At 35.8% G+C, this 25,641-nt stretch carries 28 protein-coding genes; 15 read left to right on the plus strand and 13 right to left on the minus strand.

The annotated features are described in order from the left end of the window. Positions 1-8 precede the first annotated feature (8 nt). The 3 genes from prmC to murI are packed head-to-tail and all read left to right on the plus strand — an operon-like array spanning position 9 to position 2,387. Positions 9-839 (plus strand): peptide chain release factor N(5)-glutamine methyltransferase, encoded by an 831-nt coding sequence (prmC, locus tag JHT90_RS03430; protein ID WP_201094124.1) that lies wholly within the window; start codon positions 9-11, stop codon positions 837-839. Next, complete coding sequence (locus tag JHT90_RS03435) at positions 839-1,597, plus strand: HesA/MoeB/ThiF family protein (RefSeq protein ID WP_201095746.1); 759 nt, start codon at positions 839-841, stop codon at positions 1,595-1,597. The genes prmC and JHT90_RS03435 overlap by 1 nt, the downstream gene beginning before the upstream one ends. Then, positions 1,587-2,387, plus strand: a complete 801-nt coding sequence (murI, locus tag JHT90_RS03440; RefSeq protein ID WP_201094126.1) for a glutamate racemase — start codon at positions 1,587-1,589, stop codon at positions 2,385-2,387. The genes JHT90_RS03435 and murI overlap by 11 nt, the downstream gene beginning before the upstream one ends. A gap of 52 nt (positions 2,388-2,439) precedes the next feature. On the opposite strand, the gene JHT90_RS03445 is transcribed toward murI, so the two are convergent. The 3 genes from JHT90_RS03445 to JHT90_RS03455 form a co-directional block, all read right to left on the minus strand. Then, positions 2,440-3,129, minus strand: a complete 690-nt coding sequence (locus tag JHT90_RS03445) for a DUF4197 domain-containing protein (protein WP_201094128.1) — start codon at positions 3,127-3,129, stop codon at positions 2,440-2,442. 144 nt (positions 3,130-3,273) lie between these two features. Continuing rightward, positions 3,274-4,227, minus strand: a complete 954-nt coding sequence (locus JHT90_RS03450; protein ID WP_201094131.1) for a Dyp-type peroxidase — start codon at positions 4,225-4,227, stop codon at positions 3,274-3,276. 183 nt (positions 4,228-4,410) lie between these two features. Continuing rightward, on the minus strand, positions 4,411-4,875 hold the full coding sequence (locus JHT90_RS03455; RefSeq protein WP_236254024.1) for a DUF2846 domain-containing protein: 465 nt from the start codon (positions 4,873-4,875) through the stop codon (positions 4,411-4,413). Between the two features lie 183 nt (positions 4,876-5,058). Here JHT90_RS03455 and JHT90_RS03460 point away from each other — a divergent pair, with 183 nt between their 5' ends. From JHT90_RS03460 to JHT90_RS03495, 8 genes are all read left to right on the plus strand, one after another. Beyond that, entirely contained in the window at positions 5,059-5,409 is a 351-nt protein-coding gene (locus JHT90_RS03460; RefSeq protein WP_201094132.1) for an MliC family protein, read from the plus strand. 204 nt (positions 5,410-5,613) lie between these two features. Further along, positions 5,614-6,891, plus strand: coding sequence for a nucleoside recognition domain-containing protein (locus JHT90_RS03465; protein WP_201094141.1), 1,278 nt, complete (start codon positions 5,614-5,616; stop codon positions 6,889-6,891). Between the two features lie 72 nt (positions 6,892-6,963). Then, a complete protein-coding gene (locus JHT90_RS03470) occupies positions 6,964-9,306 on the plus strand; it encodes a Tex family protein (RefSeq protein ID WP_201094143.1) in 2,343 nt (780 codons plus the stop codon). Between the two features lie 59 nt (positions 9,307-9,365). Then, a complete protein-coding gene (locus tag JHT90_RS03475; RefSeq protein WP_201094145.1) occupies positions 9,366-9,686 on the plus strand; it encodes a hypothetical protein in 321 nt (106 codons plus the stop codon). Between the two features lie 369 nt (positions 9,687-10,055). Continuing rightward, a complete protein-coding gene (locus tag JHT90_RS03480) occupies positions 10,056-10,391 on the plus strand; it encodes a hypothetical protein (protein ID WP_201094147.1) in 336 nt (111 codons plus the stop codon). A 322-nt stretch (positions 10,392-10,713) separates the two neighbouring features. Continuing rightward, positions 10,714-11,751, plus strand: coding sequence for a TIGR04086 family membrane protein (locus tag JHT90_RS03485; RefSeq protein ID WP_201094149.1), 1,038 nt, complete (start codon positions 10,714-10,716; stop codon positions 11,749-11,751). Positions 11,752-11,957: 206 nt separating this feature from the next. Further along, positions 11,958-12,812, plus strand: a complete 855-nt coding sequence (tehB, locus tag JHT90_RS03490; protein ID WP_201094151.1) for an SAM-dependent methyltransferase TehB — start codon at positions 11,958-11,960, stop codon at positions 12,810-12,812. 20 nt (positions 12,813-12,832) lie between these two features. Next, positions 12,833-13,669 (plus strand): M23 family metallopeptidase, encoded by an 837-nt coding sequence (locus JHT90_RS03495; RefSeq protein ID WP_201094153.1) that lies wholly within the window; start codon positions 12,833-12,835, stop codon positions 13,667-13,669. A 2-nt stretch (positions 13,670-13,671) separates the two neighbouring features. Here the strand turns inward: JHT90_RS03495 and JHT90_RS03500 are convergent, their stop codons facing one another. From JHT90_RS03500 to JHT90_RS03515, 4 genes are all read right to left on the minus strand, one after another. Then, complete coding sequence (locus tag JHT90_RS03500; protein ID WP_201094155.1) at positions 13,672-14,226, minus strand: hypothetical protein; 555 nt, start codon at positions 14,224-14,226, stop codon at positions 13,672-13,674. Positions 14,227-14,234: 8 nt separating this feature from the next. Continuing rightward, complete coding sequence (nfuA, locus tag JHT90_RS03505; protein WP_201094168.1) at positions 14,235-14,819, minus strand: Fe-S biogenesis protein NfuA; 585 nt, start codon at positions 14,817-14,819, stop codon at positions 14,235-14,237. Positions 14,820-14,900: 81 nt separating this feature from the next. Next, a complete protein-coding gene (locus tag JHT90_RS03510) occupies positions 14,901-15,659 on the minus strand; it encodes a sulfite exporter TauE/SafE family protein (protein ID WP_201094169.1) in 759 nt (252 codons plus the stop codon). 63 nt (positions 15,660-15,722) lie between these two features. Continuing rightward, a complete protein-coding gene (locus tag JHT90_RS03515; protein ID WP_201094171.1) occupies positions 15,723-16,577 on the minus strand; it encodes a sulfurtransferase in 855 nt (284 codons plus the stop codon). Positions 16,578-16,928: 351 nt separating this feature from the next. Between JHT90_RS03515 and glnK the strand changes: the two genes are divergently transcribed. The 3 genes from glnK (at position 16,929) to JHT90_RS03530 (ending at position 19,052) form a co-directional block, all read left to right on the plus strand. Then, positions 16,929-17,267: a P-II family nitrogen regulator gene (glnK, locus tag JHT90_RS03520; protein WP_201094173.1), complete on the plus strand. Its 339-nt coding sequence runs from the start codon at positions 16,929-16,931 to the stop codon at positions 17,265-17,267. A 54-nt stretch (positions 17,268-17,321) separates the two neighbouring features. Continuing rightward, positions 17,322-18,617 (plus strand): ammonium transporter, encoded by a 1,296-nt coding sequence (locus tag JHT90_RS03525; protein WP_379971862.1) that lies wholly within the window; start codon positions 17,322-17,324, stop codon positions 18,615-18,617. 150 nt (positions 18,618-18,767) lie between these two features. Beyond that, a complete protein-coding gene (locus tag JHT90_RS03530) occupies positions 18,768-19,052 on the plus strand; it encodes a hypothetical protein (RefSeq protein WP_201094175.1) in 285 nt (94 codons plus the stop codon). Positions 19,053-19,102: 50 nt separating this feature from the next. Here the strand turns inward: JHT90_RS03530 and rpiA are convergent, their stop codons facing one another. Then, positions 19,103-19,777, minus strand: a complete 675-nt coding sequence (gene rpiA, locus JHT90_RS03535; RefSeq protein WP_201094177.1) for a ribose-5-phosphate isomerase RpiA — start codon at positions 19,775-19,777, stop codon at positions 19,103-19,105. A gap of 124 nt (positions 19,778-19,901) precedes the next feature. Beyond that, complete coding sequence (locus tag JHT90_RS03540; protein ID WP_201094179.1) at positions 19,902-20,324, minus strand: OsmC family peroxiredoxin; 423 nt, start codon at positions 20,322-20,324, stop codon at positions 19,902-19,904. A 149-nt stretch (positions 20,325-20,473) separates the two neighbouring features. Here JHT90_RS03540 and JHT90_RS03545 point away from each other — a divergent pair, with 149 nt between their 5' ends. Continuing rightward, positions 20,474-20,980: a dihydrofolate reductase gene (locus tag JHT90_RS03545; protein WP_201094181.1), complete on the plus strand. Its 507-nt coding sequence runs from the start codon at positions 20,474-20,476 to the stop codon at positions 20,978-20,980. Between the two features lie 53 nt (positions 20,981-21,033). On the opposite strand, the gene JHT90_RS03550 is transcribed toward JHT90_RS03545, so the two are convergent. From JHT90_RS03550 to JHT90_RS03565, 4 genes are all read right to left on the minus strand, one after another. Continuing rightward, entirely contained in the window at positions 21,034-21,528 is a 495-nt protein-coding gene (locus JHT90_RS03550; protein ID WP_201094183.1) for a DUF934 domain-containing protein, read from the minus strand. Then, positions 21,512-23,164 carry a nitrite/sulfite reductase gene (locus JHT90_RS03555; RefSeq protein ID WP_201094186.1) on the minus strand — a complete coding sequence of 551 codons (1,653 nt, stop codon included), beginning with the start codon at positions 23,162-23,164 and terminating at the stop codon, positions 21,512-21,514. The genes JHT90_RS03550 and JHT90_RS03555 overlap by 17 nt, the downstream gene beginning before the upstream one ends. 213 nt (positions 23,165-23,377) lie before the next feature. Further along, positions 23,378-24,559, minus strand: coding sequence for a vWA domain-containing protein (locus JHT90_RS03560; RefSeq protein WP_201094187.1), 1,182 nt, complete (start codon positions 24,557-24,559; stop codon positions 23,378-23,380). A gap of 3 nt (positions 24,560-24,562) precedes the next feature. Next, a complete protein-coding gene (locus tag JHT90_RS03565; protein ID WP_201094189.1) occupies positions 24,563-25,408 on the minus strand; it encodes an AAA family ATPase in 846 nt (281 codons plus the stop codon). Positions 25,409-25,641 lie beyond the last annotated feature (233 nt).

Consider the following 25,641-nt stretch of genomic DNA (forward strand, 5'->3'; position numbering starts at 1 on the left):
AGCAATTTATGATTAGTATTCAACAGTTATTAAAAGGTAGTCGATTACCAAACTCTCCAACAGAGCGTTTAGATGTGGAGTTATTATTAGCGGCTGCTTTAAATAAACCAACCAGTTATTTGCATACATGGCCTGAAAAGTTAGTAGATCAACAAACACTTACTTTATTTAATGATTATTTGCAAAAAAGGCTACAAGGTGAACCTATTGCCTATATTTTAGGTGAACAAGGGTTTTGGTCTTTAGATTTACAAGTAGGTAAACAGACGCTTATTCCTCGGCCAGATACCGAGCTATTGGTAGAAACCTGTTTAAATCATACGCCTAAAGATAAAGTACTGCATATCCTAGACTTAGGCACGGGAACAGGCGCTATTGCCTTAGCTATAGCAAGCGAGCGGCCACTAACTCAGGTTGTGGGTGTAGATTTTATTGAAGCGGCCATCCAGTTAGCAGAAAAAAATCTTGCAAGATTAAAGCTTACTAATGTTGAGTTTATACAAAGTAATTGGTTTAGCCACTTAATAGGTCAACAGTTTAATATTATTGTGAGCAACCCTCCCTATATTGCTAGTGATGACCCTCATTTAGTTGAAGGGGATGTACGATTTGAACCAAAGACAGCATTGATTTCGGGCAAAGATGGTTTAGACGATATACGAAAAATTATTCAACAAGCTCCAGACTATTTATTAGAAAATGGCTGGTTATTTTTTGAACATGGTTATCAGCAAGCTAAAACAGTACAAGAGTTATTGGCAGAGCGTGGCTTTACAAATATCAGTACTTATTATGATTTAGGTGGTAATGAGCGAGTAACTGGAGGGCAGTGGTTATGATGCTGACAGATGAAGAGTTACTACGCTACAGTCGACAAGTTTTATTAGCTGAAGTAGATGTGGCAGGCCAATTAAAATTAAAACAAAGCCGTGTGTTAATCATTGGTATGGGCGGTTTGGGGGCGCCTGTTGCTTTATATCTGGCAGCAGCAGGTGTAGGTCAGCTAATTTTGGCCGATTTTGACCAAGTAGATCTCACTAATTTACAACGCCAAGTAATTTACAGTACAGATCAGCTTAAGCAACAAAAAGTAATTGCTGCTAAACAGCGACTAATGGCATTAAATCCAGCCATTGCTATAGAAACAGTGGTGGAAGCTATTAATGAAGATAATATTAGTGGTTTATTTGAGCAAGCAGATATTGTTTTAGATTGTACAGATAATTTTTTAATACGGGATTTAATTAATCGTACTAGTGTATTAAAGAAAAAAGCAGTTATTAGTGGTGCTGCAATTCGTTTGCAAGGGCAAATAACAGCTTTTGATCCCAACCAGAAAACAAGCCCTTGTTACCATTGTCTCTATGGTGAAGGAGGGGATGAGCAACTTACCTGTAGTGAAGCAGGTGTGTTAGGTCCTATGGTAGGTGTGATTGGTAGCATGCAAGCGTTAGAAACAATAAAGCTATTACTCAGTTTTGGTCGTTCATTAGTAGGACGATTAATTATATTTAATGGTTTAAATAGTGAGTTTCGAGAATTAAAAGTGTTGAAAGATCCTGCTTGTAAAGTATGTGGTGAGCAATATGGCAAATAATCAAGCCATTGGAGTTTTTGATTCTGGGGTAGGTGGTCTATCTGTATTAACGGCTATTCATCAGCATTTACCTAATGAGAGCTTACTCTATTTAGCTGATACCCAATATGTACCTTATGGAGAAAAAGAGGCAGCATTTATTGTAGAGCGTTGTGTAAAAATTACTGATTATTTTATTGCTCAGTCAGTAAAAGCAATGGTTATTGCGTGCAATACTGCAACAGCAGCAGCTGCAACTGTATTACGAGAAAAGTATCCTGATTTACCATTGATTGCTATGGAACCTGCTGTTAAACCGGCTAGCCAAGCAACTCGCTCTGGAAAAGTGGGTGTATTGGCAACCAGTGGTACTTTAAAAAGTGCCAAGTTTGCCGCCTTGTTGGATCGTTTTGCTAGTGATGTAACGGTATTTGCTCAGCCTTGTCCTGGCTTAGTGGAACGTATCGAGTTAGGTGATTTAGCGGGAAATGAAACGCGTCAGCTATTAAACCAATATTTGCAACCGATGCTAGATAATGGTTGTGATACTATTATTTTAGGCTGTACTCATTATCCTTTTTTACGACCTTTGTTACTGGAGCTACTTCCTGCTGATATTCAGCTTATTGATACAGGGGAGGCAGTAACACGTCATTTACAAAAGACACTTACCCAATTAGATAAATTAGCAGATATTTCTAATCAGCCAACGGTTGATTTTAGAACAACAGGTGATCTTGCAGTATTTAATAAAACTTTATCTTGTTTATGGAAAAGCGATGTAACTACATCACAACATTTAGAACTATAACTAGTAAAGTAATAAAAAAGCCACTACTTACAGTGGCTTTTTTATTTGCTTATTATTTAATTAATGATTCAAAAATCTTTTTAGCTGCGCTTGTGGCAACCTCTGTAGGATTATTGCGCAGATGGCTTTCTTGTTCACCAATCACTTTAAACAAACCATCTAATGCTTTATTGGTGACGTAATTTTCGATTTTTAAATCATCGTCTGCTACACCAAAAGCAGCTGCTTTTTGCAATACATTATCGTATTGTGAGGATAATGAAGACTGCGCAGTAATCGTTTTTACTTTAGGTAGAAACTTATTGAATAATTGAGTGCGATTCGTTTTTTCAAGATACGCGGTTGCTGATTGATCACCGCCTGTTACAATAGCCTTTGCATCAGCAAAAGTCATTTGTTGAATACTATTTAAAAGCATTTGTTGTGCTTCTGGAATAGCTGCCTCAGCCGCAGCATTCATACCATCTTCTAATTGGCTAAGTTGATCTCCCAAACCGAACATTTTAAGCATTTTAGCAGTTGAACCTAACTTTCCAGGTAGTTCAATTTTAACATCAGGGTTATTGCTAAAGCCGCCTTGGGTGCCTAGTTCATTAATTGCCGTTTTTGCCGCCTGATTTAACATGCTTTTTAAACCAGTACTTGCTTCGGTTTGGCTAAAAGTAGCTGCATTTGCATTTAATACAATAGAAATAACAAAAAAGATAAAAGCATAGAAGATGTATTTTTTTACGATAGTCATAGCAAAACTCAAAAAGGATAATTACTCATTATTAATATAGATAGATAATAACAATAAAAGTTTTATTATGATCTATAAAAATGCCAGATATAAAAATATATCTGGCATTTTAACAAGTTGTGTTCCGTTTGTAATAGCTAAACTTTAGTCGTCACCACCGCCTAGTTCTGAAAGCAAACTAGGGGAAGGAATAAAGAATAAAGTGCCTGTAATAGGTGTGCTAAAATCGAGTAAACGATCATAATTACCCACTGGCTCACCAATAAACATATTGCGTAACATACGTTCTGTAGTGGTAAAAGTACTTGCATAGCCAATAAAGTAAGTACCATATTCACCTTTAGAAGGATTGGCAAAAGGCATATTGGCACGCATTACCTTTAGTTCATTACCTTCATCATCTGCAATATTGGTAACAGCGTTATGTGCATTAGCAGGTTTTTCTTCGTCTGACAGTTCAATGTCATTAAGTTTTCTACGGCCAATAACTTTTTCCTGTTCTTCAATGGAAATACCGTTCCACTCTTTCATATTATGTAAATATTTCTGAACAAAGGCATAACTACCGCCACTAAAGTATTTGTCTTCATCGCCTATTGTAGAAAAGGTATAGGCATTTTCACCTTCAGGATTTTCAGTACCATCAACAAAACCAATAATAGTACGCCCATCAAAATAACGGAAGCCGTGGGTTTCATCAACAGACACAACTGCACCATCTAATAAAGTACAAATTTCAGAGGCTAGTTCAAAACAAATATCCATACGTCTTGCGCGAATATGAAAATAGATGTCGCCGGGTGTTGAGGGTGCAGTATGCTTATCGCCCTTAATGGCTTGGAAAGGCTTTAACTCTTTAGGATAAGGTTGTTCTGGAAATAATTTACCCCAAGCTTCAGCGCCAAATCCCATAACACAACTACCTTGTCCATCAGGCTCACGCTTTCTCAAGCTTCTTACTAATGCTGCAAGGCTGCCGCATACGTCCTTTACTTGGTCAACAGTGGTTTCAGTATTAACTAAGTTAAACACCATAAAAATGGCGGATTCTCCTGGTGGAAGTATGACATCAGGTGGAGTTATTTTTGAGGTAGACATCGTTATTCTCCAAACAATTAATCAGGCTAAATGCTCGCTAATTTTTAATAAACAATGTTATAACTATTTTAAAAACATTGTATTTATTTAATGACTTAATTAGATGTAACTTTAAAATTGTTAAAGTATACATCTTTTTGCTTGCCAAGGTCATTGTTATGTTATTTTGAGCGTTTTCGTGATTCACTCAACAGCTTTAGTAAGAGTTCCTAGCTCGCTATGCTTAATGTAATATTTTGCTTCCACTGGGTTTATTTTATACACAGCGTTTCTACCAAATAAAAAACCAAAACTTGCATCTTGAATAATATAGATTGTTTCACCCGCTTTAATTGTAAAAGAAACTTCTCCCCAGTTTTCAGCTTTTGAGGCTACTGTATGTTCACCTGGTTCTACATAAAAATAGATATATTGATTGCCACGGTTATAGCCTACTTGGCTGTTTGCTTCTTTACCATCTAAGAATACGTTATATTTGAATAGAGTATAAAGAGAACCAGGTCTGACAACGTAGATCATTCCTTGATCAGCTTTAATTAAATGTGGAAGTTGATAATTTTCTGTATCTTCTAACATTTGCTGTACGGTAACAGGTGTATAACAACCCGTTAACAATAATGATAATAGTAAAATAGGTATTAATCTCATTATATTCTCACTTGTAATTCAATTAATGATCCACTAAATAGATCATGTTAATTTTCTATGGTTAAATTTACTAGTTAATTTAAACAAAAGTATTTGATACACATATTATGCTAAAGAGTGATTGTTTTTTCTGTGTTTAACTGCCACTGTAATAACAAAAGATTTTTATAAAGAGGTGTAATAATGAAATTATTTAAATCAGTAGCTGTAACTTTAGGCGTTTTATGTTGTTTTACAGTTTATGCTTCAGAAACTACTATTTATCAGTGTGAAGATGGTGAGCGCTTTGAAGCAGCTTATCCAGATAAGGATACCGCTATTCTTAATTACGGTGGAGAATTAAAATTACTTAAAGCAGTGGTTTCTGCTGATGGTGCACGTTATGCGGGCGAAGATTGGCAGTGGTGGACAAAAGGCGATCAAGGTAATTTAGCACCTTTGAAAAAAGGTGAAGATTATGCAGAGTCTGTAGGTAAAACGTGTTATATGTTAAAGCCTGCAAAAGTAATGACTAATCAGCAAACAGCTAAATAATTAATTGCATGGATTAGGGAGTAAGAATATATGCTCCCTTTATGATTATAAAATCATAACACTATTTGTTAAGCTATTTGTTATAGAGAACTTACAATTAAATATGTAAAGTTTTTTGGCTAATCATTACAGCCAAACTAAAACATGCGATAATCATTTCTTTTATAAATAACTTTCAATATTTCTCTTTGTAAGGGATGCCTAATGCTTAATTACCTGTGGCTAGGTTTTTTTGTTATTGCGGCTATTGCAGCAGTAATTCGCCTTTTAGGTGGCGATGTTGATGTATTTGCTGATATGGTGGCAAGCCTTTTTGAAATGGCTAAAACCTCTGTTGATATTATGATTGTGCTATTTGGCACATTAACTCTATGGATGGGGTTGTTAAAAATAGCAGAAAAAGCAGGGCTTATTGAAATATTAGCTAAATTACTAGGCCCTTTATTTCAACGTTTAATGCCAGAAGTTCCTAAGGGACATCCAGCTATTGGTTTAATCACCTTAAATTTTACAGCCAATGCATTAGGACTAGATAATGCTGCTACCCCTATTGGGCTTAAGGCAATGAAGTCCTTACAGGAATTAAATCCTGTTAAAACAGTGGCTACTAATGCGCAAATTTTATTTTTGGTATTAAATGCTTCATCGTTAACTTTATTACCAATAACTATTTTTATTTTTAGAGCGAAATACGATGCGCCTGATCCAACCATGGTGTTTTTACCGATCTTATTAGCTACCAGTGCTTCTACCTTAGCAGGTTTATTAAGTGTAGCCTTTATGCAGCGGTTAAGGTTACTTGATCCTATTGTTTTGTTATGGTTTGCAGGAATAGGCTTCTTTATAGGGGTATTTGTTTGTATTTCAGTTGGTTTAACGACTACCAGTTATTATTTAATCAATCAATTAATTCACTTTTTATGGCTAGAGAATACATCATTAGCTACTTTTTCTTCCCTAGTGGGTAATATTACGCTGTTTGGTATTATTCTGTTGTTTTTATCTGTAGGTGCTTATCGTAAAGTACCTGTTTATGATGCTTTTATTGAAGGAGCCAAAGAAGCCTTTGAAGTAGCTAAAAATTTATTACCTTATTTAGTGGCAATGCTTTGTGCTATAGGGGTATTAAGGGCTTCTGGCGCATTGGATTATTTTTTAGAGTTAATTCGTCAATTATTTCATTTTTTTGGTACAGATACACGTTTTGTAGATGCTTTACCTACAGCACTAGTAAAACCCTTTTCTGGCAGTGGTGCTAGGGGTATGATGATAGAGACTATGCAACATTATGGTGTTGATAGTTTTCCCGCGTTAGTGGCGGCTACTATGCAAGGAAGCACGGAAACAACTTTCTATGTATTAGCAGTTTATTTTGGTTCAGTAGGTATTCAGCGCGTACGTCATGCAGTCGGATGCGCTTTATTCTGTGACTTAGTAGGTGTGGTTGCATCTATCTTAATTTGTTATTGGTTTTTTGGTTAAGTTTTCATAATGGTTTAAGGTCGTTATACTAATGCCTTTTTTGCCGTTATGGATTGTTATTGTTGAGAGTTTATGAATAGTATAAATAATCGTATTGCTGAAGAATTATCTTTATTGCCTTCTGGCAAGGTATCTCCTAATCAAGTAGCTGCTGCTGTAGCTTTATTAGATGAGGGAGCAACAGTTCCTTTTATTGCTCGTTATCGTAAGGAAGTAACAGGTAGTTTAGATGATACGCAATTACGGTTATTAGAAGAAAGATTGCGTTACTTAAGAGAGCTAGATGAGCGTCGAGCTACTATTCTAGCTAGTATTGAAGAACAGGGTAAGCTTACCCCAGAATTAAAAGCAGAAATTGAACAAGCAGATACTAAAACTCGTTTAGAAGATTTATATCTACCTTACAAACCAAAACGTCGTACTAAAGGTCAAATTGCAATTGAAGCGGGTTTAGAGCCGCTAGCTGATTTATTATTTAATGAACCAACTAAAGACCCAGAAACAGAAGCAGCCAATTTTATTAATGATGATAAAGGTGTAGCTGATGTTAAAGCTGCCCTAGATGGCGCTAAATATATCTTAATGGAGCGTTTTTCTGAGGATGCTAATCTCTTAGAGAAATTACGTCATTTTATGAAGCAAGAGTCCATTTTAGCTGCGCGTGTTATTGAAGGTAAAGAGCAAGAAGGTGCTAAGTTTAGTGATTATTTTGAACATAACGAACCTATAAAAACGACACCTTCGCATCGTGCCTTAGCTATTTTCCGTGGTCGTAATGAAGGTATTTTATCTGCTTCATTGGTTGTAGGAGATGAAGAAACTAAGAGTCATCCATGTGAAGCAATGATAGCGGATTGGTTTAATATTAAAGAGCAAGGCCGAGCAGCGGATAAATGGTTGTCTGAAGTAGTACGTTGGACATGGAAAGTTAAGCTTTATAACCATGTAGAAACCGATTTATTAGGCGAGTTAAGGGAGAAGGCAGAAGATGAAGCGATAAGTGTATTTGCTCGTAATCTGCATGATTTATTACTTGCCGCACCAGCAGGGCCAAGAGCTACCTTAGGTTTAGACCCTGGTTTAAGAACAGGCGTTAAAGTAGCGGTGGTAGATGCCACGGGTAAATTATTAGAGACAGGTACTATATATCCCCATGCACCTAGAAATGATTGGGATGGCAGTATTAATGCATTAGCAAAACTATGTGCTAAACATAATGTAGATTTAATCGCTATTGGTAATGGTACAGCAAGCCGTGAGACAGATAAGTTGGCAGCAGAGCTTATTAAAAAATACGCTAACTTAAAAATGACTAAGATTATGGTAAGTGAGGCTGGCGCTTCTGTTTATTCTGCTTCTGAATTAGCGGCTAAAGAGTTTCCTGAGTTAGATGTATCATTAAGAGGAGCTGTTTCTATTGCCCGTCGCTTACAAGATCCATTAGCAGAACTGGTAAAAATTGATCCTAAGTCTATTGGTGTTGGTCAGTATCAACATGATGTATCACAACTTAAACTAGCACGTTCTTTGGATGCAGTGGTTGAGGACTGTGTAAACGCAGTGGGCGTAGATGTAAATACAGCTTCTTCTGCTTTATTAGCACGTATTTCTGGTTTAAATACGACTATTGCGCAGAATATTGTGAGCTATCGCGATAGTAATGGTGCTTTTAAAACACGTAACGAGTTAAAAAAGGTGAGCCGTTTAGGTGAAAAAACCTTTGAACAAGCAGCAGGTTTCTTGCGTGTAATGAATGCTGCTAATCCACTTGATTCATCTGCGGTGCATCCAGAGGCTTATCCTGTGGTAGAGCGTATTGCGAAAGAAACCAGTAAAGATATTCGATCTTTAATTGGTGATTCTAGTTTCTTAAAACAATTAGACCCTAGTAAATTTACTGATGAAACCTTTGGTTTGCCTACTGTAACAGATATTTTAAAAGAATTAGATAAACCTGGCCGTGATCCTCGTCCAGAGTTTAAAACAGCTGAATTTCAAGAAGGCGTAGAAACATTAAAAGACCTTAAATTAGGGATGATTTTAGAAGGTGTGGTTACCAATGTAACTAACTTTGGCGCATTTGTGGATATTGGGGTTCATCAAGATGGCTTAGTACATATCAGCGCCTTGTCAGAAAATTTTGTCAAAGACCCTTATCAAGTAGTAAAAGCGGGTGATGTTGTTAAAGTTAAAGTAATGGAAGTGGATATTCCGCGTAATCGTGTAGGCTTATCTATGCGTTTAGGTGATACACCAGGAGAGAAAATAGAAGGTGGTGCTGGCAGTAATAGACAAGCTCATCGAGGAGGTAATAATAAACCCCATCAACCACAAACACCTAAGACAAATACGCCACCAGTAAATAATGCAATGGCTGCTTTATTTGCAAATGCTAAGCAATTGAAGAAAAAATAGACTATTTGAAAAGCTTATTTGGCAATAAGCTTTTCATAGAGATTAAAGGGATTAGTTACATGGAAAAAGGTCTAGCATTATTATTTCTTACGCTATTTGCAATAATTCTAATTGGAGTAATCATCTCATTGAAAATTGTTGTTTTTTCATTGGTGATGTTAAAAAACTCATTAGTACAGAAAAAAACCTTATACAAAAGTGATGATTTAATTGTTATTTGTTATATTTTCTTTGCCTATACGTTGATTTTATTTTTTAAGAATGGCGAGTTTATAAAATCTTTATTAGCAATAGTTTATTTTATTGGAGCATTAATCTTACTTAGCAAGAAAAGTTTTAATACAAATGCAATAATTGTATTCTTACTCACAATAGCTTGACTCACAATAGCTTGTGTTTTTTTTATAAGTAATTTAATCATTCCAGACTATCATATAAAGACGGATACAGCTGAGGGTGAAGTTTTTCAAAGATTACTGTTAGCAGAAGTGATGATGACAATACTGGTAGCTATTTGTACAGTATTTTTATTTAATATTGAAACTAAAATTAGATTTATTATTTATAGTATTGTTTATACTGCAATAGCGTATGTAGTATGTGTATTACTTTTAATCTTTGCATATCACTATTATAAATAATATAAGATGTTGTAATAATATTTAGCTGATTTAACTAGTTATTCAAACCTTGAAAGAGTATTTTAATTAAATAGTTAGCATTTTGCTTTATTAAACGAAGGTTAAGTAATGAAAAAATTATTCTTATTAAGTGGCTTAATGGTTATTTTAGCTAATTTTTCCACTTATACACTAGCAGCGGGAATAGACAAGGAACGTTGTACTTTTAATGATATTCCCCTTTATGGCAAAGTTAAGATTGTGGACAGTGATGCTGATATTACAGTACAACGAGTTGAGACTGCTGCTGATATAGATATAAAATTAAATGATTCGCCTGCCCATTGTGGAGAGTGGCATTTTGTTGAGCAACAAGCAGATTTTACCATTGAGTATGTACCTGATGGGGCGGATATCAAAATTAGAGAAGTGGATATTGACCCTGGTATTAAGCAACTCAATTAAGGTAATTAGCTTTGCTAGTTAATAAAGTAGGCTAATCAGTAATAATAAACGCTTAATAATAAAATGCTAAATGGCTTTTTGAATCCTATAAAAATGATTATAAACTCATGATTGTTCACTAAAAGTCTTATTACAACCGCGCCAAACGTATAATTCGCCTAACTTCACATATTGTTAAACTGCTTCTGTTTAGATTTAAAAGGCTTGAATTAATTTAACTCTCTGTAAGTAATTCTGTTTCACTTTCAATCTAACAGTAATTATTTTCAATTAGTTCAGTAAGTATTTTCTAAAGTTTAATAAATAAGTTAAGGGTGAAAACATGATAGCGTATGAAGCGGAAGCAAAAAGAGTTTCTTGGGGTAGTATCATTGCTGGTTTGGTAACAGTACTTGCAGTATCTATATTGTTTTCTACATTAGGTACTAGTCTTGGATTTGCCGTTTTGTCTCCTAAGTCAGATCAACCATTTGAGGGTGTTGGTATAACAATGCTCATTTGGACAGTGCTAACGGTAGTAGTAAGTTTAGCAGCTGGTGGTTTCGTAGCAGGTAGATTAGCAGGTATTGAAGGCAAAATTCACGGCTTTTTAGTTTGGGCTACTACATTAATAGTTTCAGTTATTCTTACTTCCATGATGCTATCAAGTGCAGTTCAAATGGCTGGCAGCACTATTGGCGCAGTAGGTTCTGCCACTGGTTCAGTAGTTTCAGGTGTTGGTTCTGTTGTAGGCAGCAGTGTAACAACAGCAGCAAAAGGTATTGAAAAGATTTTTGAAAGTATCAATATCGATACCGATGTTTCTGGCCAAGAACTTCAACAAAACATCAAGCAAGCATTACAAAATAGTGGTGTTGATGCGTTACAACCTAATTACTTACAAAACCAACTTAAAAAATCAGCAAAAGATGTACAATCAGCTGTTAAGCAAATAGCGCTTAATCCTGATGATGCTGATAAAGTGATTGATAATTTATCAAAAACTTTAAAAGAAAGAGCTGATACAGTAACAAGTAAAATTGATCGTGAAGATGTGGTTAGAGCAATTAGAAATAATTCTAATCTTTCTGATGATGAAATTAATCAAATTGTTGATAACTATATTGAAGCACGTACCGAACTTCAACAAACTATTGAAGAACGTCTGCAAGATACAGAAGAATTAATTGCTGAAGCTAAAGCAACTTATCAAGATATGAAAGTAAAAGCAATTGAAGCAGCAGATCAAGCAGCTAGTGCAGTTGCTAAAATAGCTTGTTGGTCATTTATTGCTTTACTATTAGGCGCTATCGTTAGTACCTTAACTGGTTGCCTAGGTGTACGTTATTATGCACGTGTTTATAGAAGAGAAGTTGTTTAATAACTTCCTCTTTATTTAGTAAAAAAGCCTGTTTATTAACAGGCTTTTTTATTTTTAAAAATATAATAAGATGTTAGGTGCTTTATAAGCCATTCTTTCAATTAATTAATGGAATAGTTACCCCTAATAACCTACAATTGTAGTCAACTATTTTTGTGTAAATAGCTATTGTCTTATTTTTATAAATACCAGTAATAGAGGCAGCAATGGAAGGATTATTTTGCTATAAAAAAATGCCAGTTTGGACAAATACCACTATACCTAAAGAATTTAAAGAAAAGCATAATACTCAACAAGGAACATGGGCAAAATTAGCTATATTGCGAGGTTCATTAGAGTTTGCAATATTAACGGAACAAGGTGATATGATCGAGCAGTTTAGTTTTTCTGCTGATAATCAACCACCTTTTATAGAACCTCAACAATGGCATAAGATAATTAGTTGTTCAAATGATTTAGAATGCCAATTAGGATTTTATTGTAAAGCAGAAGATTATAGTCATAAAAAATATGATTTAACTAAAACCCATTCTGAAGTTTTAGAAGCTGCAAAAATTGTTAAACCCTGTAAAGCATTAGATTTAGGTTGTGGCGGTGGTAGAAACTCTTTGTTTCTTCATTTATTAGGGTTCGATGTTACTGCTGTTGATCAAAATATTGATCGTTTACAAGAAGTGGTTACTAAAGAAAATCTACAAGGTATTAAGGTAGCGCCTTATAATATTAATGAAGCTACTATTACGGATAATTATGGTTTTATTTTTTCTACTGTAGTGCTTATGTTTTTAGAAAGAGTGCGTATACCTACTATTATTCAGAATATGCAGCAACATACAGATCAAGGTGGTTATAATTTAATTGTTTCTGCAATGTCTACAGAGGATTTTCCCTGTCCTGTTTCGTTTTCTTTTACCTTTAAAGAAAATGAATTAAAAGAATATTATCAAGGTTGGGAAATTATTAAATATAATGAGAATATTGGCGAGTTACATAGAAAAGATGAAAATGGTCAACGAATAAAATTACGTTTTGCTACATTATTGGCTAAGAAAATAAATTAAAGCATAAGTATTAGGATAAGATGATTAGAGCAATTATATTTATTAGTAGCTTGTTATTGAGCACTGTATGCTATGCAGAAGGTTTTATAACAAGATTGTTAAATAAACCTGTGCAAGGTGGTGTTGCAGTAATAGCTTTAGATAAAGAAACGGCTAAGCCTAATGTTTATTATAAAAATAAACCAGTGTTGGTTCTCCATGAAGATAATAAACAATGGATAGCTGTAGTAGGGATTCCTTTAACTACCAAAGCAGGCACTGAAAGTATTACTGTTAAAGGACAACAAGGTAGTTATACAGTAACTTTTACAGTGGCTCATAAAGATTATCGGGAACAACATATTAAGCTAAAAAATAAGCAACAAGTGAACCCTAATGAGCAGAACCAACAACGCATAGCTAAAGAATTAAAATTACAGTTAGCAGCTTATCAGCAGTTTTCTAATCGAATTCCTAGCAATGTGATGTTCGATCTACCTGTTACAGGTAGGTTATCTAGTCCCTTTGGTTTACGGCGTTTCTTTAATGGTGAAGAGCGTAACCCCCATTCTGGTTTAGACTTAGCTGTGTCTCAAGGTACTCCCATTAAAGCACCTGCTGATGGCGAAATTATTTTAATAGGTGATTATTTCTTTAATGGTAAGACAATCTTTATCGATCATGGGCAAGGTTTAATTAGTATGTTTTGCCATTTATCCGCTATAGATGTAAAACTTGGGCAACAGGTTAAAAGAGGTGAGGTAGTAGCTAAAGTAGGTGCTACTGGAAGGGCAACAGGGCCACATTTGCATTGGAATGTGAGTCTAAATGATGCTCGTGTTGATCCTGCTATTTTTATTGGTAAGTTTCAGCCTTAGTATTATTTATCTGTTAGCTCAGAAACTGCCTTATGCAGTGCTTGGATATTGCTATAATAGGCTTTTTCGTATTGGCTCTGAATACTAGGTTGCTGATTTTGTTTTTCATTACCTAACAATGTAGAGTCTTCTGGATTAATCCATATAAAGTTATAAATTTGATTACGAATATATTTAATCACTGTATCGTCATTGTTAAGCATCTCATTTAAAATTATATTATGACGATACAAGTTTTCTGCATAATTAGCGACTTTTGCTAGGTAATCTTGTTTATTTTCAATCCCTAGCAAATGAGAGCTTTTAAATGGTTTCAAGGTATGAAAAGGTAATCGATAAATTGAGCACAGCCTATCAATCAACCGATGTAGAAAAAAATGCTGTTTTAAACAGTTTGGATCTTTTGCAAACTCCCATACTAGTTCGATAGTACAAACACGGTCTATTTCATAATCAAATAAATCACCACTCTGGTCATTTTCAATGAATTGATCAACAGCTTTATCTAAATCAGTACTATAAGCCCATTTTCTGATCACATTTTCATCAAAATGCATATATATTCCTAATAATACGCATTTTCTCTATTGCTATGATCAGTTACATCTCTAACAGCAGTAAGTTCTGGAATACGTTCAAGTAGGGTTTTTTCAACGCCTTCTTTCAGTGTAGTATCAACCATACCACAACCTTGACAGCCACCACCAAATTGTAAAATAGCAATATTACCCTCTACAATATCAATAAGGCTAATATGCCCACCATGGCTGGCAAGACCTGGGTTAATTTCGGTTTGTAAATAGTATTCAACACGTTGATTAAGAGGACTGCTTTCATCAATCATAGGTACTTTAGAATTAGGTGCTTTAATCGTTAATTGTCCACCCATGCGATCTTCAGCAAAATCTACTACTGCATCTTCTAAAAAGGGTTCACTAACTGCATCAATCCAAGCAGTAAATTTAGCTAAACCAAGTACTCTATCAGAAGGGTCTTCTTCACCAGGACGACAATAAGAAATGCATGTTTCTGCTTGTGGCGTACCTGGTTGAGTGATAAATACTCTGATACCCACATCTTTATGGTCTTGTTTAGCAAGTAAGCTGGCTAAATAATCCTGTGCCGCTTCTGTAATATTAATACTAGACATAATGACTCCTAAGTTATTGTGTTTAGTTTACGCTACTATACGGTTTTTATAAAGTCCTAGTGTTTTAGTAGGAATAATTTGTTACTTTATTAATAATAATAGGCCGCATATCATTAAAAAGCAGCCATATAAGATTTTTAATAATTTTGGGGGTAATGCATAAGCTAACCTAACCCCAAGGCCAACGCTAGTTAAACCACCTAATGCAAGGGGTATACCGACAGCCCAATTAACTTGCCCATGTAGTACATACATAAATAATGAGGCCAGTAAGCTAGGCAGTGCTAATGATAAAGCAAGGCTTTGTGCAACTAATTGTGCTAGGCCAAAGACTAAAGTAAGTACGGGGGTTGCGATAGCACCTGCGCCTACTGCAAAAATACCACCTAAAAAGCCACAAGTTCCGCCTAATACAATAAACCAGATAAATCCGTAAGGTGATTCTTTACTTCCTAAAACGGCCTTTTTGCGGAATAAGGCATGTGATATTGAATAGATAGCTAAACAAAACATAAAGATAGCAAATATGTTTTGTAATTTATTGGCTTGTAAAGTAAGTGCTACATAAGCACCTAGAAAAGATAGAAAGAAACTAGGAATACTTAGCGAAAGCGCATAACGTATATTAATTTTATCGCGTTTATGATAGTTGCGCAGCGATAATATGACATTAGGTACTACCATAATTAGCGCAGTACCTTGCGCCATTTGTTGATCGAAACCAAAGAAAATAACTAATATTGGAATAACAAGCAGTCCACCACCGATTCCAAATAAAGCACCCAAAAAACCGACACAAGCCCCTAATAAAAAGTCTAGTAAGAAGGCCATTAGTGTCATTACATTATTCCTAGCAAATTTTAGTATTGTATTATTTCTTAATAACAATCAATTATCTTTAAATTAATCACCCGTTGCAATAGGGCGTTGGGGATCATTAATCCATTCACTCCAAGAGCCTGCGTAAAGAGGAACTAATGGATAGCCAGCAAGGCATAAAGCAAATAAGTTATGGCATGCTGATACACCAGAACCACAATAAGCAAACACTTTAGCAAGAGGTTTATCCTTAATTAATGTTTGAAAACGTTGTTGCAATTTAGGGATAGTTAAAAATAGACCATCATTATCCAAATTTTCCATAAAGTTAGCACAAGTTGCACCAGGTATATGACCAGCAATAGGGTCCATTGGTTCCACTTCACCGCGAAAGCGAGGTAATGCTCGAGCATCTAATAGAGTTAATTGATCATCACCTAACTTTTTCTCTAAGTCATTGGCATTAATTAACAAAGTATCATCAGGTTGGCCTATAAAGTTACCAATATGGACTGGCGATTTATCACTCGTAATAGGTAAACCTGCTGCTTGCCATGCTTTAAAACCGCCATCTAATAGGAACACATTATCTCTTTTCCCTAACCAAACTAATGACCACCACATTTTACTAGCAAACGGGCTAGGGCCATTATCATAAATAACCACTTTACTATCATTATTTAAACCACATTGGGCTAGTTTTTCTATTAGTAGATTGGGATCAGGTAAAGGATGACGACTGGTTTTGCCTTTTATAACGGGGCTAGAAAGGTCTTTATCTAAATCAATAAAAACGGCATTAGGAATATGGCCTGCTTGATAGGACTGCTCACCATAACTTGTATCCTCAAGTGAAAATCGGCAATCAAAAATTATTAGATTTTTATCATTTAAATGTTTAGCTAGTTTTTCACAATTAATCAGTTGAGCAAGAGCCATTGTTTTTCTCCTCTAATTTTCTTTGTCAGTAATATACCTATTCACAATAAATAGATCACTGTAAATTTTAAGTTTACATAATGACGCACCAAAATAACTAGTTTTGATTCTTTATATTGCACCAAGAAGATGCAAAATTTATCAGCAGACATAAAAAATATATTAATAATCAATGTCTTGTATATTGTGTAGGAAATATTATTTATTGGCAAGCTTTCTGCAATAGACCAATTAACAAGTAACTTTTACTTAGTTTTTAATTTTTTAAGTACTAAACAAGTGCATATATAGGATAAACTGTACAGCGGGGTTTCTCTCCTGTACGGTTTATCTAGCCAGAGGAGAGTTTGAATGAAATTAGTAACTGCGATTATTAAGCCATTCAAGTTAGATGATGTAAGAGAATCACTATCTGAGATTGGTGTCCAAGGTATTACTGTTACTGAGGTAAAGGGCTTTGGTCGTCAAAAAGGCCATACTGAACTTTACCGTGGTGCAGAATATGTGGTTGATTTTTTACCGAAGGTAAAAATTGAAATAGGTGTTGCCGATGACCAGCTTGATGCTGTGATTGAAGCAATTAGTAAAGCTGCCAACACAGGCAAAATTGGTGATGGTAAGATTTTTGTAACAGCTTTAGAGCAAGCCATTCGCATCAGAACTGGTGAAACAGATAATGATGCTATCTAAGTAATTGTCAGTGCAGGAGAAACCCCCATGTTATCTTTCCGTAAATTATTCGGAATGGCTTGCCTATTGGCGTTAGCCACTCCCATTGCCATGGCACAAGAAACCACAAAGCTCGATAGTGGCGATACTGCCTGGATGCTTATCTCAACAGCACTTGTTCTTTTTATGACTATTCCTGGCCTTGCTTTATTTTATGGCGGTATGGTTCGCGCTAAAAATATTCTATCAGTGATGATGCAATCATTTGCTGTAACAGCATTGGTGACCATTCTATGGTTTATTTATGGCTATAGTATTGCTTTTAGTACAGCAGGAATGGAGGCAGGTGTCACTAACTTCAATTCATTTGTGGGCAGTTTAGATAATTTATTCTTAAAGCAATTAGGCCATGATAGCTTAAATGGTACTTATCCAGAAAGTGTGTGGATTACCTTTCAATTAACCTTTGCCATATTAACCCCAGTACTTATTGTCGGTGCTTTTGCTGAGCGGATGAAGTTTTCTGCTATGTTAGTGTTTATGGGTTGCTGGTTTACTTTAGTGTATGCGCCTATTGCTCATATGGTATGGGGTGGCGATGGTGGCCTTATGCATGAATGGGGAGTAATTGATTTCGCTGGTGGTACAGTGGTGCATATTAATGCAGGTGTTGCTGGTTTGGTAGCTTGTTTAATGCTTGGTAAGCGTAAAGGTTATCCATCATCAGCTATGGCGCCCCATAATTTACCCTTTACTTTAGTAGGCGCAGCAATGTTATGGGTTGGCTGGTTTGGTTTCAACGCTGGCTCAGCAGGTGCCGCAGACACCTCTGCTGGTATGGCGATGTTAGTTACGCAAATTGCTACTGCCGCAGCAGCGTTAGCATGGATGGCTTGTGAATGGATTATTCATGGCAAACCAAGTGCCTTAGGTATTGCTTCTGGGGTAGTGGCTGGCTTAGTAGCTATTACACCTGCGGCTGGTACAGCAGGTCCTGCGGGTGCATTGGTAATTGGCTTAGCCTCTGGTGTTATTTGTTTCTTCTGTGCTACTACGCTAAAACGTAAATTAGGCTATGATGATTCTCTGGATGCCTTTGGTGTGCATGGTATCGGCGGTATCGTAGGTGCTATATTAACAGGCGTTTTTGCAGCACCTATGCTGGGTGGTTTTGATGCAGGTGTTACTAATATAGCTCACCAAGTCTGGATACAAACACTAAGTGTCATCGTCACCATTACTTATACAGCTATTGTTACCTTTGTTATTTTATTTATTATTGATAAATTAATGGGATTGCGTGTAACAGAGGAAGAAGAGGTAATTGGTTTAGATCTTTCATCGCATAATGAACGTGGTTATAACCTATAATAATTAACGCGTGATATGTGAAAACGCCCAGTGTTTGCTGGGCGTTTCTATTTCAGAAAATTATTTTATATAAAATTGAACTATTTTATTGAAGAAATGACTCAAATTATTTTATATTATTAGAAAATTCACGTGATTAATGGGGTGCTTATGATTGATGATGATTTAGAACAAGAAAGTGACGATGATATTGAAGAACAAGAAGATGAGGCTGTAGACGCTTATAATGGTCCTGATAGTGATGAGGCAGAAGACATTAATGAGCAAGATGAGATACCTACAAGCAATAAAAAGGTAGGTAAACCAGCCGCTGAAGAGGAAGAGTTGCCTAGTATAGAGGCAAAGCAAAAAGAACGTGATGCGTTAGAGCGTGCTATGCAGGAGTTTCTTGCTAAAGGTGGTAAGATACAAACTTTGGATTCTGACAATAAATAGAAAATCACATTGCTTGCTATGGGACTGCATAGCAAGCAATAATAACAGTATTAGGCTGTAAGCAATTGAACACCTTTATCTTGTGTTCCTAAGAATAATAAATCAGCAGGTCTTTTAACAAATAGTCCATTACAAACAACACCTGTAATATCATTAAGTTTCATTTCTAAATCTTTGGCTTTGTTGATAGTTAGGTTGTGTACATCAAGTATCACATTACCATTATCGGTAATAAAGCCTTCGCGGTAAATTGGGTCGCCACCTAATTTAACGATTTCTCTGGCCACGTAACTACGGGCCATGGGGATGACTTCAATAGGAAGAGGGAACGCACCTAGTGTATCAACAAACTTACTTTCATCAGCGATACAGATAAAATTTTTGGCAACAGCAGCGATAATTTTTTCTCGAGTTAATGCTCCGCCACCCCCTTTAATTAATTCGAGATAGCGATTAACTTCATCTGCACCATCAATATAAAACTCTAATTCAGCGACACTGTTTAAATCATAAACTGGGATACCATGTTTTTTTAACCGTTCTGCAGATTGTTCTGAACTGGCAACAGCACCTTCAAAATCCATTTTATGATTAGCTAGTAAATCGATGAAATAGTTAGTTGTAGAACCTGTTCCAATGCCAATAATGCTGTTTCTTTCTAATTTAGGCATCAGGTAGGACATGGCAGTTTGAGCAGCAGCTTGTTTTAATTGATTTTGTTGCATAGTAGTACCCTTCTGTCAGTGAGGTTTTTTAAATATTATAGCAGATAACCTTGATTATATAGGTAGTAGATACCGTAATAACTCATAAATGTTTGATGGTTGTTTGGGTATTTAGCTTAATTTGTTAAATTAATTCGTAATCCACACTAATTTCGGCTTTTAATAATCTGCTTACAGGGCATGTTTTAGCAGCAGTTATTGCCATTTCTGCAAATTGGTCTTTACTTATGTTAGGTATTCGAGCTTTTACAGTTAGATGAGAGTGAGTCATGGTCGATGAATCAAAATCTATGGTCACTTCTGCGCTAGTTTCAATATAGTCTGCAACTAAGTCAGTTTTTTCAAGTAATTCAGTTAGCATTAACGTAAAACAATCAGCATGAGCGGCTGCTATCAATTCGGCAGGATTAGTAGCTTGTTTATGGCCATCATCAAAATGAGATACAAATGAATAAGGCGTATTGTAGATTTGTTTGCTTTGTGTAGTTGTTACACCTTTTCCTTCAGCTCTTGATCCTTCCCATATAGCAATGGCAGACTGTTTCATGCTGTAGTTTCCTAAGTTTTTAGAAGTATCTTTGCTGTATTATTAAACATTTTTAGATTATTAAACAATGATAAATTTGGCTTAAAACGAATATAAAGTGGTTTATCAGGTATACTTATGTATCACTTTGTTAATGGATATAAGATGTTATGTTGCCTTTATCAATTATAGTAGCATTAGCAGATAATCATATCATTGGTATTAATAACCAATTACCTTGGCATTTACCTGCTGATTTAAAGCATTTTAAAGCGGTTACTACAGGAAAACCCATTATTATGGGGCGTAAAACATGGGAGTCTTTAGGGCGACCTTTGCCTAATCGATTAAATATCGTAATAAGTCGACAAACAGATTTTATAGCAGATGGAGCAGAGGTTTATCCAACTTTAGAAAAAGCTATACAACGTGCAAATGAATGGGCTACTACACAACAGGTTTCTGAAATGATGCTGATAGGTGGCGCACAGCTTTATACGATGGCTTTAGCTACGAATGTTGTGGATAAATTATATTTAACCCGTGTTCATCTTAAGCCAGAGGGAGATGCTTGGTTTCCTAACTTTGATGAGAGTAGGTGGCATAAAGTGGAAACACAAAGCTTTGCGGCAGAGGATGATAAACCTGCGTACACTATAGAGGTTTGGCATAAGTAAATTTAAAAAGAAGCTATTTTCTAGTATGGGTAACTAGAAAATAGCGAATAGTATCAGCGTCTTCTAAATAATGGTAAAGGCTGATCTGTTGCACCTTGGTAAGTTTCTGTAAAGTCATTTAAACTTAATAAAGCGTTTTCAATGTCTTTATCCGCTTTTACAGCAAAGGCATTAAAACCACAACGTTGCATAGCAAATAATTGGTCTTTTAATACATCACCAATGGCACGTACTTCCCCTTTATATTGATAGCGATCACGTAAAATACGTGCGCTAGAGTAGTGGCGCCCATCCGTAAATGCAGGAAACTCTAGGGCTATAAGGGGTAGTGTTGCTAAATCATCGGCTAGTACTTCAATTTCCTGTGATGAGTCTAGCCACACAGCAGTTTGGCCATCACGTTTTTGTAGCAATTGTTTATGTTCTTGCCATAAATTAAGAGGCACAATAACATCATCACAGTTAGCAATATCTTCAAGGCTAATATCATTAGCTAACAAATGCCAATTATCATTGACTATTTGAGCATCTTTAATTATTTTTTGCATAAACATGCTCCTTGAAAGGTTCCATACCTAGACGTTGATAAGTATCTATAAAACGTTCATCAGGGTGTCGTTGTGCAAGATAGAGTTGAATAATCTTTTCTATCACATCAGGTATTTCTTCTTGTGCAAAAGAAGGGCCTAATACACTGCCTAAAGCCGTGTTATAACCTGTATTACCACCTAAAGATATTTGATAAAACTCTTGGCCTTTTTTATCGACGCCTAAAATACCAATATGCCCAATATGGTGGTGGGAACAAGCATTCATACATCCAGAGATATTAAGATCTAATTCGCCTATATCAAATAAATAATCGAGGTTATCAAAACGGCGTTGTATAGCTTCTGCCACAGGAATAGACTTAGCATTAGCTAGTGAGCAAAAGTCTCCACCAGGGCAAGAAATAATATTAGTAAGCATACCAATATTTGGTGTAGCAAAACCTAACTCTCGCATTTGTTGCCAAAGCTCAAACAGTTTATTTTGTTCAACATCGGCAAGTACTATATTTTGCTGGTGAGTTGTTCTTGCTTCTCCAAAGCTATATTGGTCTGCAAGATCAGCAGCAGCATCCAGTTGTTTATCGCTAATATCGCCAGGAGGCGTGGCGGTAGCTTTTAATGATAACGTAACGGCAATATAACCTGTTTGTTTATGGGGACGGGTATTTTGCTGTCTCCAACGGGCAAAACCAGGGTGTTGTTGGTCTAATTCTTTGAAATCAATATCTGTTAGTTGCTTATAAGCAGGGGCTACAAAGTGACCGCTAATGCGATTTACTTCTGCTTCAGTTAAAGTCACTGGACCATCTTTAGAGTGCGCCCATTCAGCGGCCACTTTTTCTGCAAATACTTCAGGTGTTAAGGCTTTGACTAAAATTTTAATACGTGCTTTATATTTGTTATCACGACGTCCATAACGATTATAAACGCGCACAATAGCATCAAGATAAGTGAGTAAATGCGGCCAAGGTAAAAATTCATTAATCAATGAACCAATAATTGGAGTACGTCCTAGACCACCACCCACATAAACTTTAAAGCCAAGTTCACCTTCTGAATTACGGATGGCTTCAAGACCAATATCATGCACTTCAATTACTGCTCGATCTTGTTTAGCACCATTTACAGCAATTTTGAATTTACGTGGCAAATGATGGAATTCAGGATGAAAGGTTGACCATTGACGTATGATTTCACACCAAGCGCGTGGGTCGATTACTTCATCTTTAGCAACCCCAGCGAATTGGTCAGTGGTGGTATTACGAATACAGTTACCACTGGTTTGTATAGCATGCATTTGTACGCTAGCAAGTTCAGCGAGAATATCTGGTATATCCTCTAATTCAGGCCAGTTAAATTGAAAATTTTGACGAGTAGAAACATGTGCATAACCTTTATCATAGTTACGCGCAATGCTGGCTAATTTGCGTAATTGTTTAGAAGATAATAAGCCATAAGGCACAGCTATTCGCAACATAGGTGCATAACGTTGAATATAGACACCATTTTGTAAGCGTAGCGGGCGATATTCGTCTTCTGTTAAATCACCTGCTAAATAGCGGTTTGTTTGATCACGAAATTGTTTAACGCGTTCGTCTACAATTTTCTGATCATATTCATCATAAATATACATTTAAATTCCAACAACAGGCTGCATAGCTATCAAGTAGATATTTTTCCTACACAATTGGATAGTGTGTAGGTTTAGTTTAAGGTGTCACAAGATAACAGTTTCTGCTTATGCTTAAAAGTGCTATTTATTCATATATAAATAACATAATGGAATAATTAGTTGTTGTAAAAATATGATTATTTATTGATTTTAAATAAGTTATTGGAAGATTAGCTATTTACTTAAATAGCTAATACCTGCTTCTAATCCTTCTAAGGTTAAAGGGTACATATGGTTATTAACCAATCCTTTAACCATATCAATTGAGCGAGTGTATTGCCAAGCATGTTGAGGGTAAGGGTTAAGCCAGATAACTTTACGATAATGTTCAATAAACCGTTGCATCCAAGCACTACCAGGTTCTTCATTATAGTGTTCAACACTGCCACCAATATAGTTTATTTCATAGGGCCCCATTGCAGCATCGCCCACAAAGATTACTTTATAGTCTGGACCGTATTTATGCAGAATATCCCATGTGGGGATACGATTATTATGACGTCGATGGTTATCTTGCCAAACATTTTCATAAATAAAATTGTGGAAATAGAAATACTCAAGGTATTTAAATTCTAAACGACACGCTGAGAATAACTCTTGGCACATTTCAACATGCATATCCATTGAACCACCAATATCAAATAACAATAGCAGTTTGACAGCATTGTGACGTTCTGGCTTCATGCGGATATTGAGTAGTCCACCATCTTTGGCGGTGGCTTCAATGGTATTATCAATGTCAAGTTCTTCACTAGCACCTGTACGGGCAAATTTGCGTAAGCGACGTAGGGCAAGTTTAATGGTACGGCTACCAATTTCTACTTGGTCATCAAGATTCTGGTATTCTCTTTTTTCCCATACTTTTACCGCACGCCCTTGTCGTTCACCTGCATCACCAATGCGAATGCCTTCAGGGTTATAACCGCCTGATCCAAATGGGCTAGTGCCACCTGTACCAATCCATTTATTACCCCCTTGATGACGTTCTTTTTGTTCTTCTAGGCGTTTTTTTAAGGTTTCAATAAGTTTATCTAAGCCACCTAATGCTTCAATTTGTGCTTTATCAGCCTCGCTTAGGTTTCGTTCTAACTCTTTACGTAGCCATTCATCAGGAATAGCGGCAGTTAATGTTTCAACATCGACTTGGTTTATACCTTTAAAGTAAGCGGCAAAGGCACGATCAAACTTATCAAAATAGCGTTCATCTTTAACTAAAATACTACGTGCTAGATAATAAAACTCCTCCATATCTGCAAAAGTAATATGGTGTTTTAGGGCATTAATTAAGTCTAATAGCTCTCGTAATGAAACAGGAACCTTAGCTACACGTAGTTCATTAAAGAGGTTAAGTAACATAGCTTAATCCCTATGACGGCGGCTCATAAAACTTAAACGTTCAAGCAAGTGGATATCTTGCTCATTTTTCAGTAATGCGCCTGCCATTGGTGGTAAAGATTTTGCAGGATCACGTTCACGTAGGGTTGTAATATCAATTTGTTCAGCCATCAATAGTTTTAACCAGTCAATTAACTCTGATGTAGAAGGTTTTTTCTTAAGGTTTGGAATGGCACGAATATCAAAAAATACTTCTAAAGCTTCGCTTACTAACTCTTGGGTGATATTTGGATAATGGACATCAATGATTTTTTGTAAGGTATTACGATCAGGGAAAGCAATATAGTGGAAGAAACAACGTCTTAAAAAAGCATCAGGTAATTCTTTTTCATTATTAGAAGTGATAATGATAATAGGGCGCTGCTTAGCTTTAATGGTTTTATCTAGTTCATAAACATAGAACTCCATCTTATCCAGTTCTTGTAAGAGATCATTAGGGAATTCAATATCCGCTTTATCAATTTCATCAATAAGCAGAATAACCTTTTCTTCGCTTTCAAAGGCTTCCCATAACTTTCCTTTTTTTATGTAATTAGCTATGTCGTAGACTTTTTCAACACCTAATTGAGAGTCTCTAAGACGGCTCACTGCATCATACTCATAAAGACCTTGGTGAGCTTTGGTAGTGGATTTTATATTCCAACTAATCAGTTGCGCATTAAAAGCTTCAGCTAATTGTTCGGCTAATACAGTTTTACCTGTACCAGGTTCGCCCTTAATTAGTAAAGGCCGTTCGAGGGTAGTAGCCGCATTGACAGCAAGCTGTAAGTCTGCTGTAGCAATGTATTGAGATGATCCAGTAAATTTCATATGATTCCTGATAAGTGCACTGTTAAGTAATAGTAATTAGTTAAAAATAGTTAATAAAATATGCTTATAAGACTATTGGCTAATAAGAAATACTTAGATAAATAGGTTAATTGTTATTATATTATGTTAGGCATAAATTAAAATAAGTAATATGCCGTAATAAATTAATTTATTAATTGCTTAAAAGGTGCTCATCCAGTTATATTCATATTCAAAATAATTATTTACAAAAT

Source organism: Entomomonas asaccharolytica (genome assembly GCF_016653615.1).
GTDB lineage: Bacteria > Pseudomonadota > Gammaproteobacteria > Pseudomonadales > Pseudomonadaceae > Entomomonas > Entomomonas asaccharolytica.

Excerpts from the sequence above, each read along its gene's own strand:
- prmC (WP_201094124.1), top strand. The coding sequence starts at position 9 with ATGATTAGTATTCAACAGTTATTAAAAGGTAGTCGATTACCAAACTCT.
- JHT90_RS03435 (WP_201095746.1), top strand. The coding sequence starts at position 839 with ATGCTGACAGATGAAGAGTTACTACGCTACAGTCGACAAGTTTTATTA.
- murI (WP_201094126.1), top strand. The coding sequence starts at position 1,587 with ATGGCAAATAATCAAGCCATTGGAGTTTTTGATTCTGGGGTAGGTGGT.
- JHT90_RS03445 (WP_201094128.1), bottom strand. The coding sequence starts at position 3,129 with ATGACTATCGTAAAAAAATACATCTTCTATGCTTTTATCTTTTTTGTT.
- JHT90_RS03450 (WP_201094131.1), bottom strand. The coding sequence starts at position 4,227 with ATGTCTACCTCAAAAATAACTCCACCTGATGTCATACTTCCACCAGGA.
- JHT90_RS03455 (WP_236254024.1), bottom strand. The coding sequence starts at position 4,875 with ATGAGATTAATACCTATTTTACTATTATCATTATTGTTAACGGGTTGT.
- JHT90_RS03460 (WP_201094132.1), top strand. The coding sequence starts at position 5,059 with ATGAAATTATTTAAATCAGTAGCTGTAACTTTAGGCGTTTTATGTTGT.
- JHT90_RS03465 (WP_201094141.1), top strand. The coding sequence starts at position 5,614 with ATGCTTAATTACCTGTGGCTAGGTTTTTTTGTTATTGCGGCTATTGCA.
- JHT90_RS03470 (WP_201094143.1), top strand. The coding sequence starts at position 6,964 with ATGAATAGTATAAATAATCGTATTGCTGAAGAATTATCTTTATTGCCT.
- JHT90_RS03475 (WP_201094145.1), top strand. The coding sequence starts at position 9,366 with ATGGAAAAAGGTCTAGCATTATTATTTCTTACGCTATTTGCAATAATT.
- JHT90_RS03480 (WP_201094147.1), top strand. The coding sequence starts at position 10,056 with ATGAAAAAATTATTCTTATTAAGTGGCTTAATGGTTATTTTAGCTAAT.
- JHT90_RS03485 (WP_201094149.1), top strand. The coding sequence starts at position 10,714 with ATGATAGCGTATGAAGCGGAAGCAAAAAGAGTTTCTTGGGGTAGTATC.
- tehB (WP_201094151.1), top strand. The coding sequence starts at position 11,958 with ATGGAAGGATTATTTTGCTATAAAAAAATGCCAGTTTGGACAAATACC.
- JHT90_RS03495 (WP_201094153.1), top strand. The coding sequence starts at position 12,833 with ATGATTAGAGCAATTATATTTATTAGTAGCTTGTTATTGAGCACTGTA.
- JHT90_RS03500 (WP_201094155.1), bottom strand. The coding sequence starts at position 14,226 with ATGCATTTTGATGAAAATGTGATCAGAAAATGGGCTTATAGTACTGAT.
- nfuA (WP_201094168.1), bottom strand. The coding sequence starts at position 14,819 with ATGTCTAGTATTAATATTACAGAAGCGGCACAGGATTATTTAGCCAGC.
- JHT90_RS03510 (WP_201094169.1), bottom strand. The coding sequence starts at position 15,659 with ATGACACTAATGGCCTTCTTACTAGACTTTTTATTAGGGGCTTGTGTC.
- JHT90_RS03515 (WP_201094171.1), bottom strand. The coding sequence starts at position 16,577 with ATGGCTCTTGCTCAACTGATTAATTGTGAAAAACTAGCTAAACATTTA.
- glnK (WP_201094173.1), top strand. The coding sequence starts at position 16,929 with ATGAAATTAGTAACTGCGATTATTAAGCCATTCAAGTTAGATGATGTA.
- JHT90_RS03525 (WP_379971862.1), top strand. The coding sequence starts at position 17,322 with ATGGCTTGCCTATTGGCGTTAGCCACTCCCATTGCCATGGCACAAGAA.
- JHT90_RS03530 (WP_201094175.1), top strand. The coding sequence starts at position 18,768 with ATGATTGATGATGATTTAGAACAAGAAAGTGACGATGATATTGAAGAA.
- rpiA (WP_201094177.1), bottom strand. The coding sequence starts at position 19,777 with ATGCAACAAAATCAATTAAAACAAGCTGCTGCTCAAACTGCCATGTCC.
- JHT90_RS03540 (WP_201094179.1), bottom strand. The coding sequence starts at position 20,324 with ATGAAACAGTCTGCCATTGCTATATGGGAAGGATCAAGAGCTGAAGGA.
- JHT90_RS03545 (WP_201094181.1), top strand. The coding sequence starts at position 20,474 with ATGTTGCCTTTATCAATTATAGTAGCATTAGCAGATAATCATATCATT.
- JHT90_RS03550 (WP_201094183.1), bottom strand. The coding sequence starts at position 21,528 with ATGCAAAAAATAATTAAAGATGCTCAAATAGTCAATGATAATTGGCAT.
- JHT90_RS03555 (WP_201094186.1), bottom strand. The coding sequence starts at position 23,164 with ATGTATATTTATGATGAATATGATCAGAAAATTGTAGACGAACGCGTT.
- JHT90_RS03560 (WP_201094187.1), bottom strand. The coding sequence starts at position 24,559 with ATGTTACTTAACCTCTTTAATGAACTACGTGTAGCTAAGGTTCCTGTT.
- JHT90_RS03565 (WP_201094189.1), bottom strand. The coding sequence starts at position 25,408 with ATGAAATTTACTGGATCATCTCAATACATTGCTACAGCAGACTTACAG.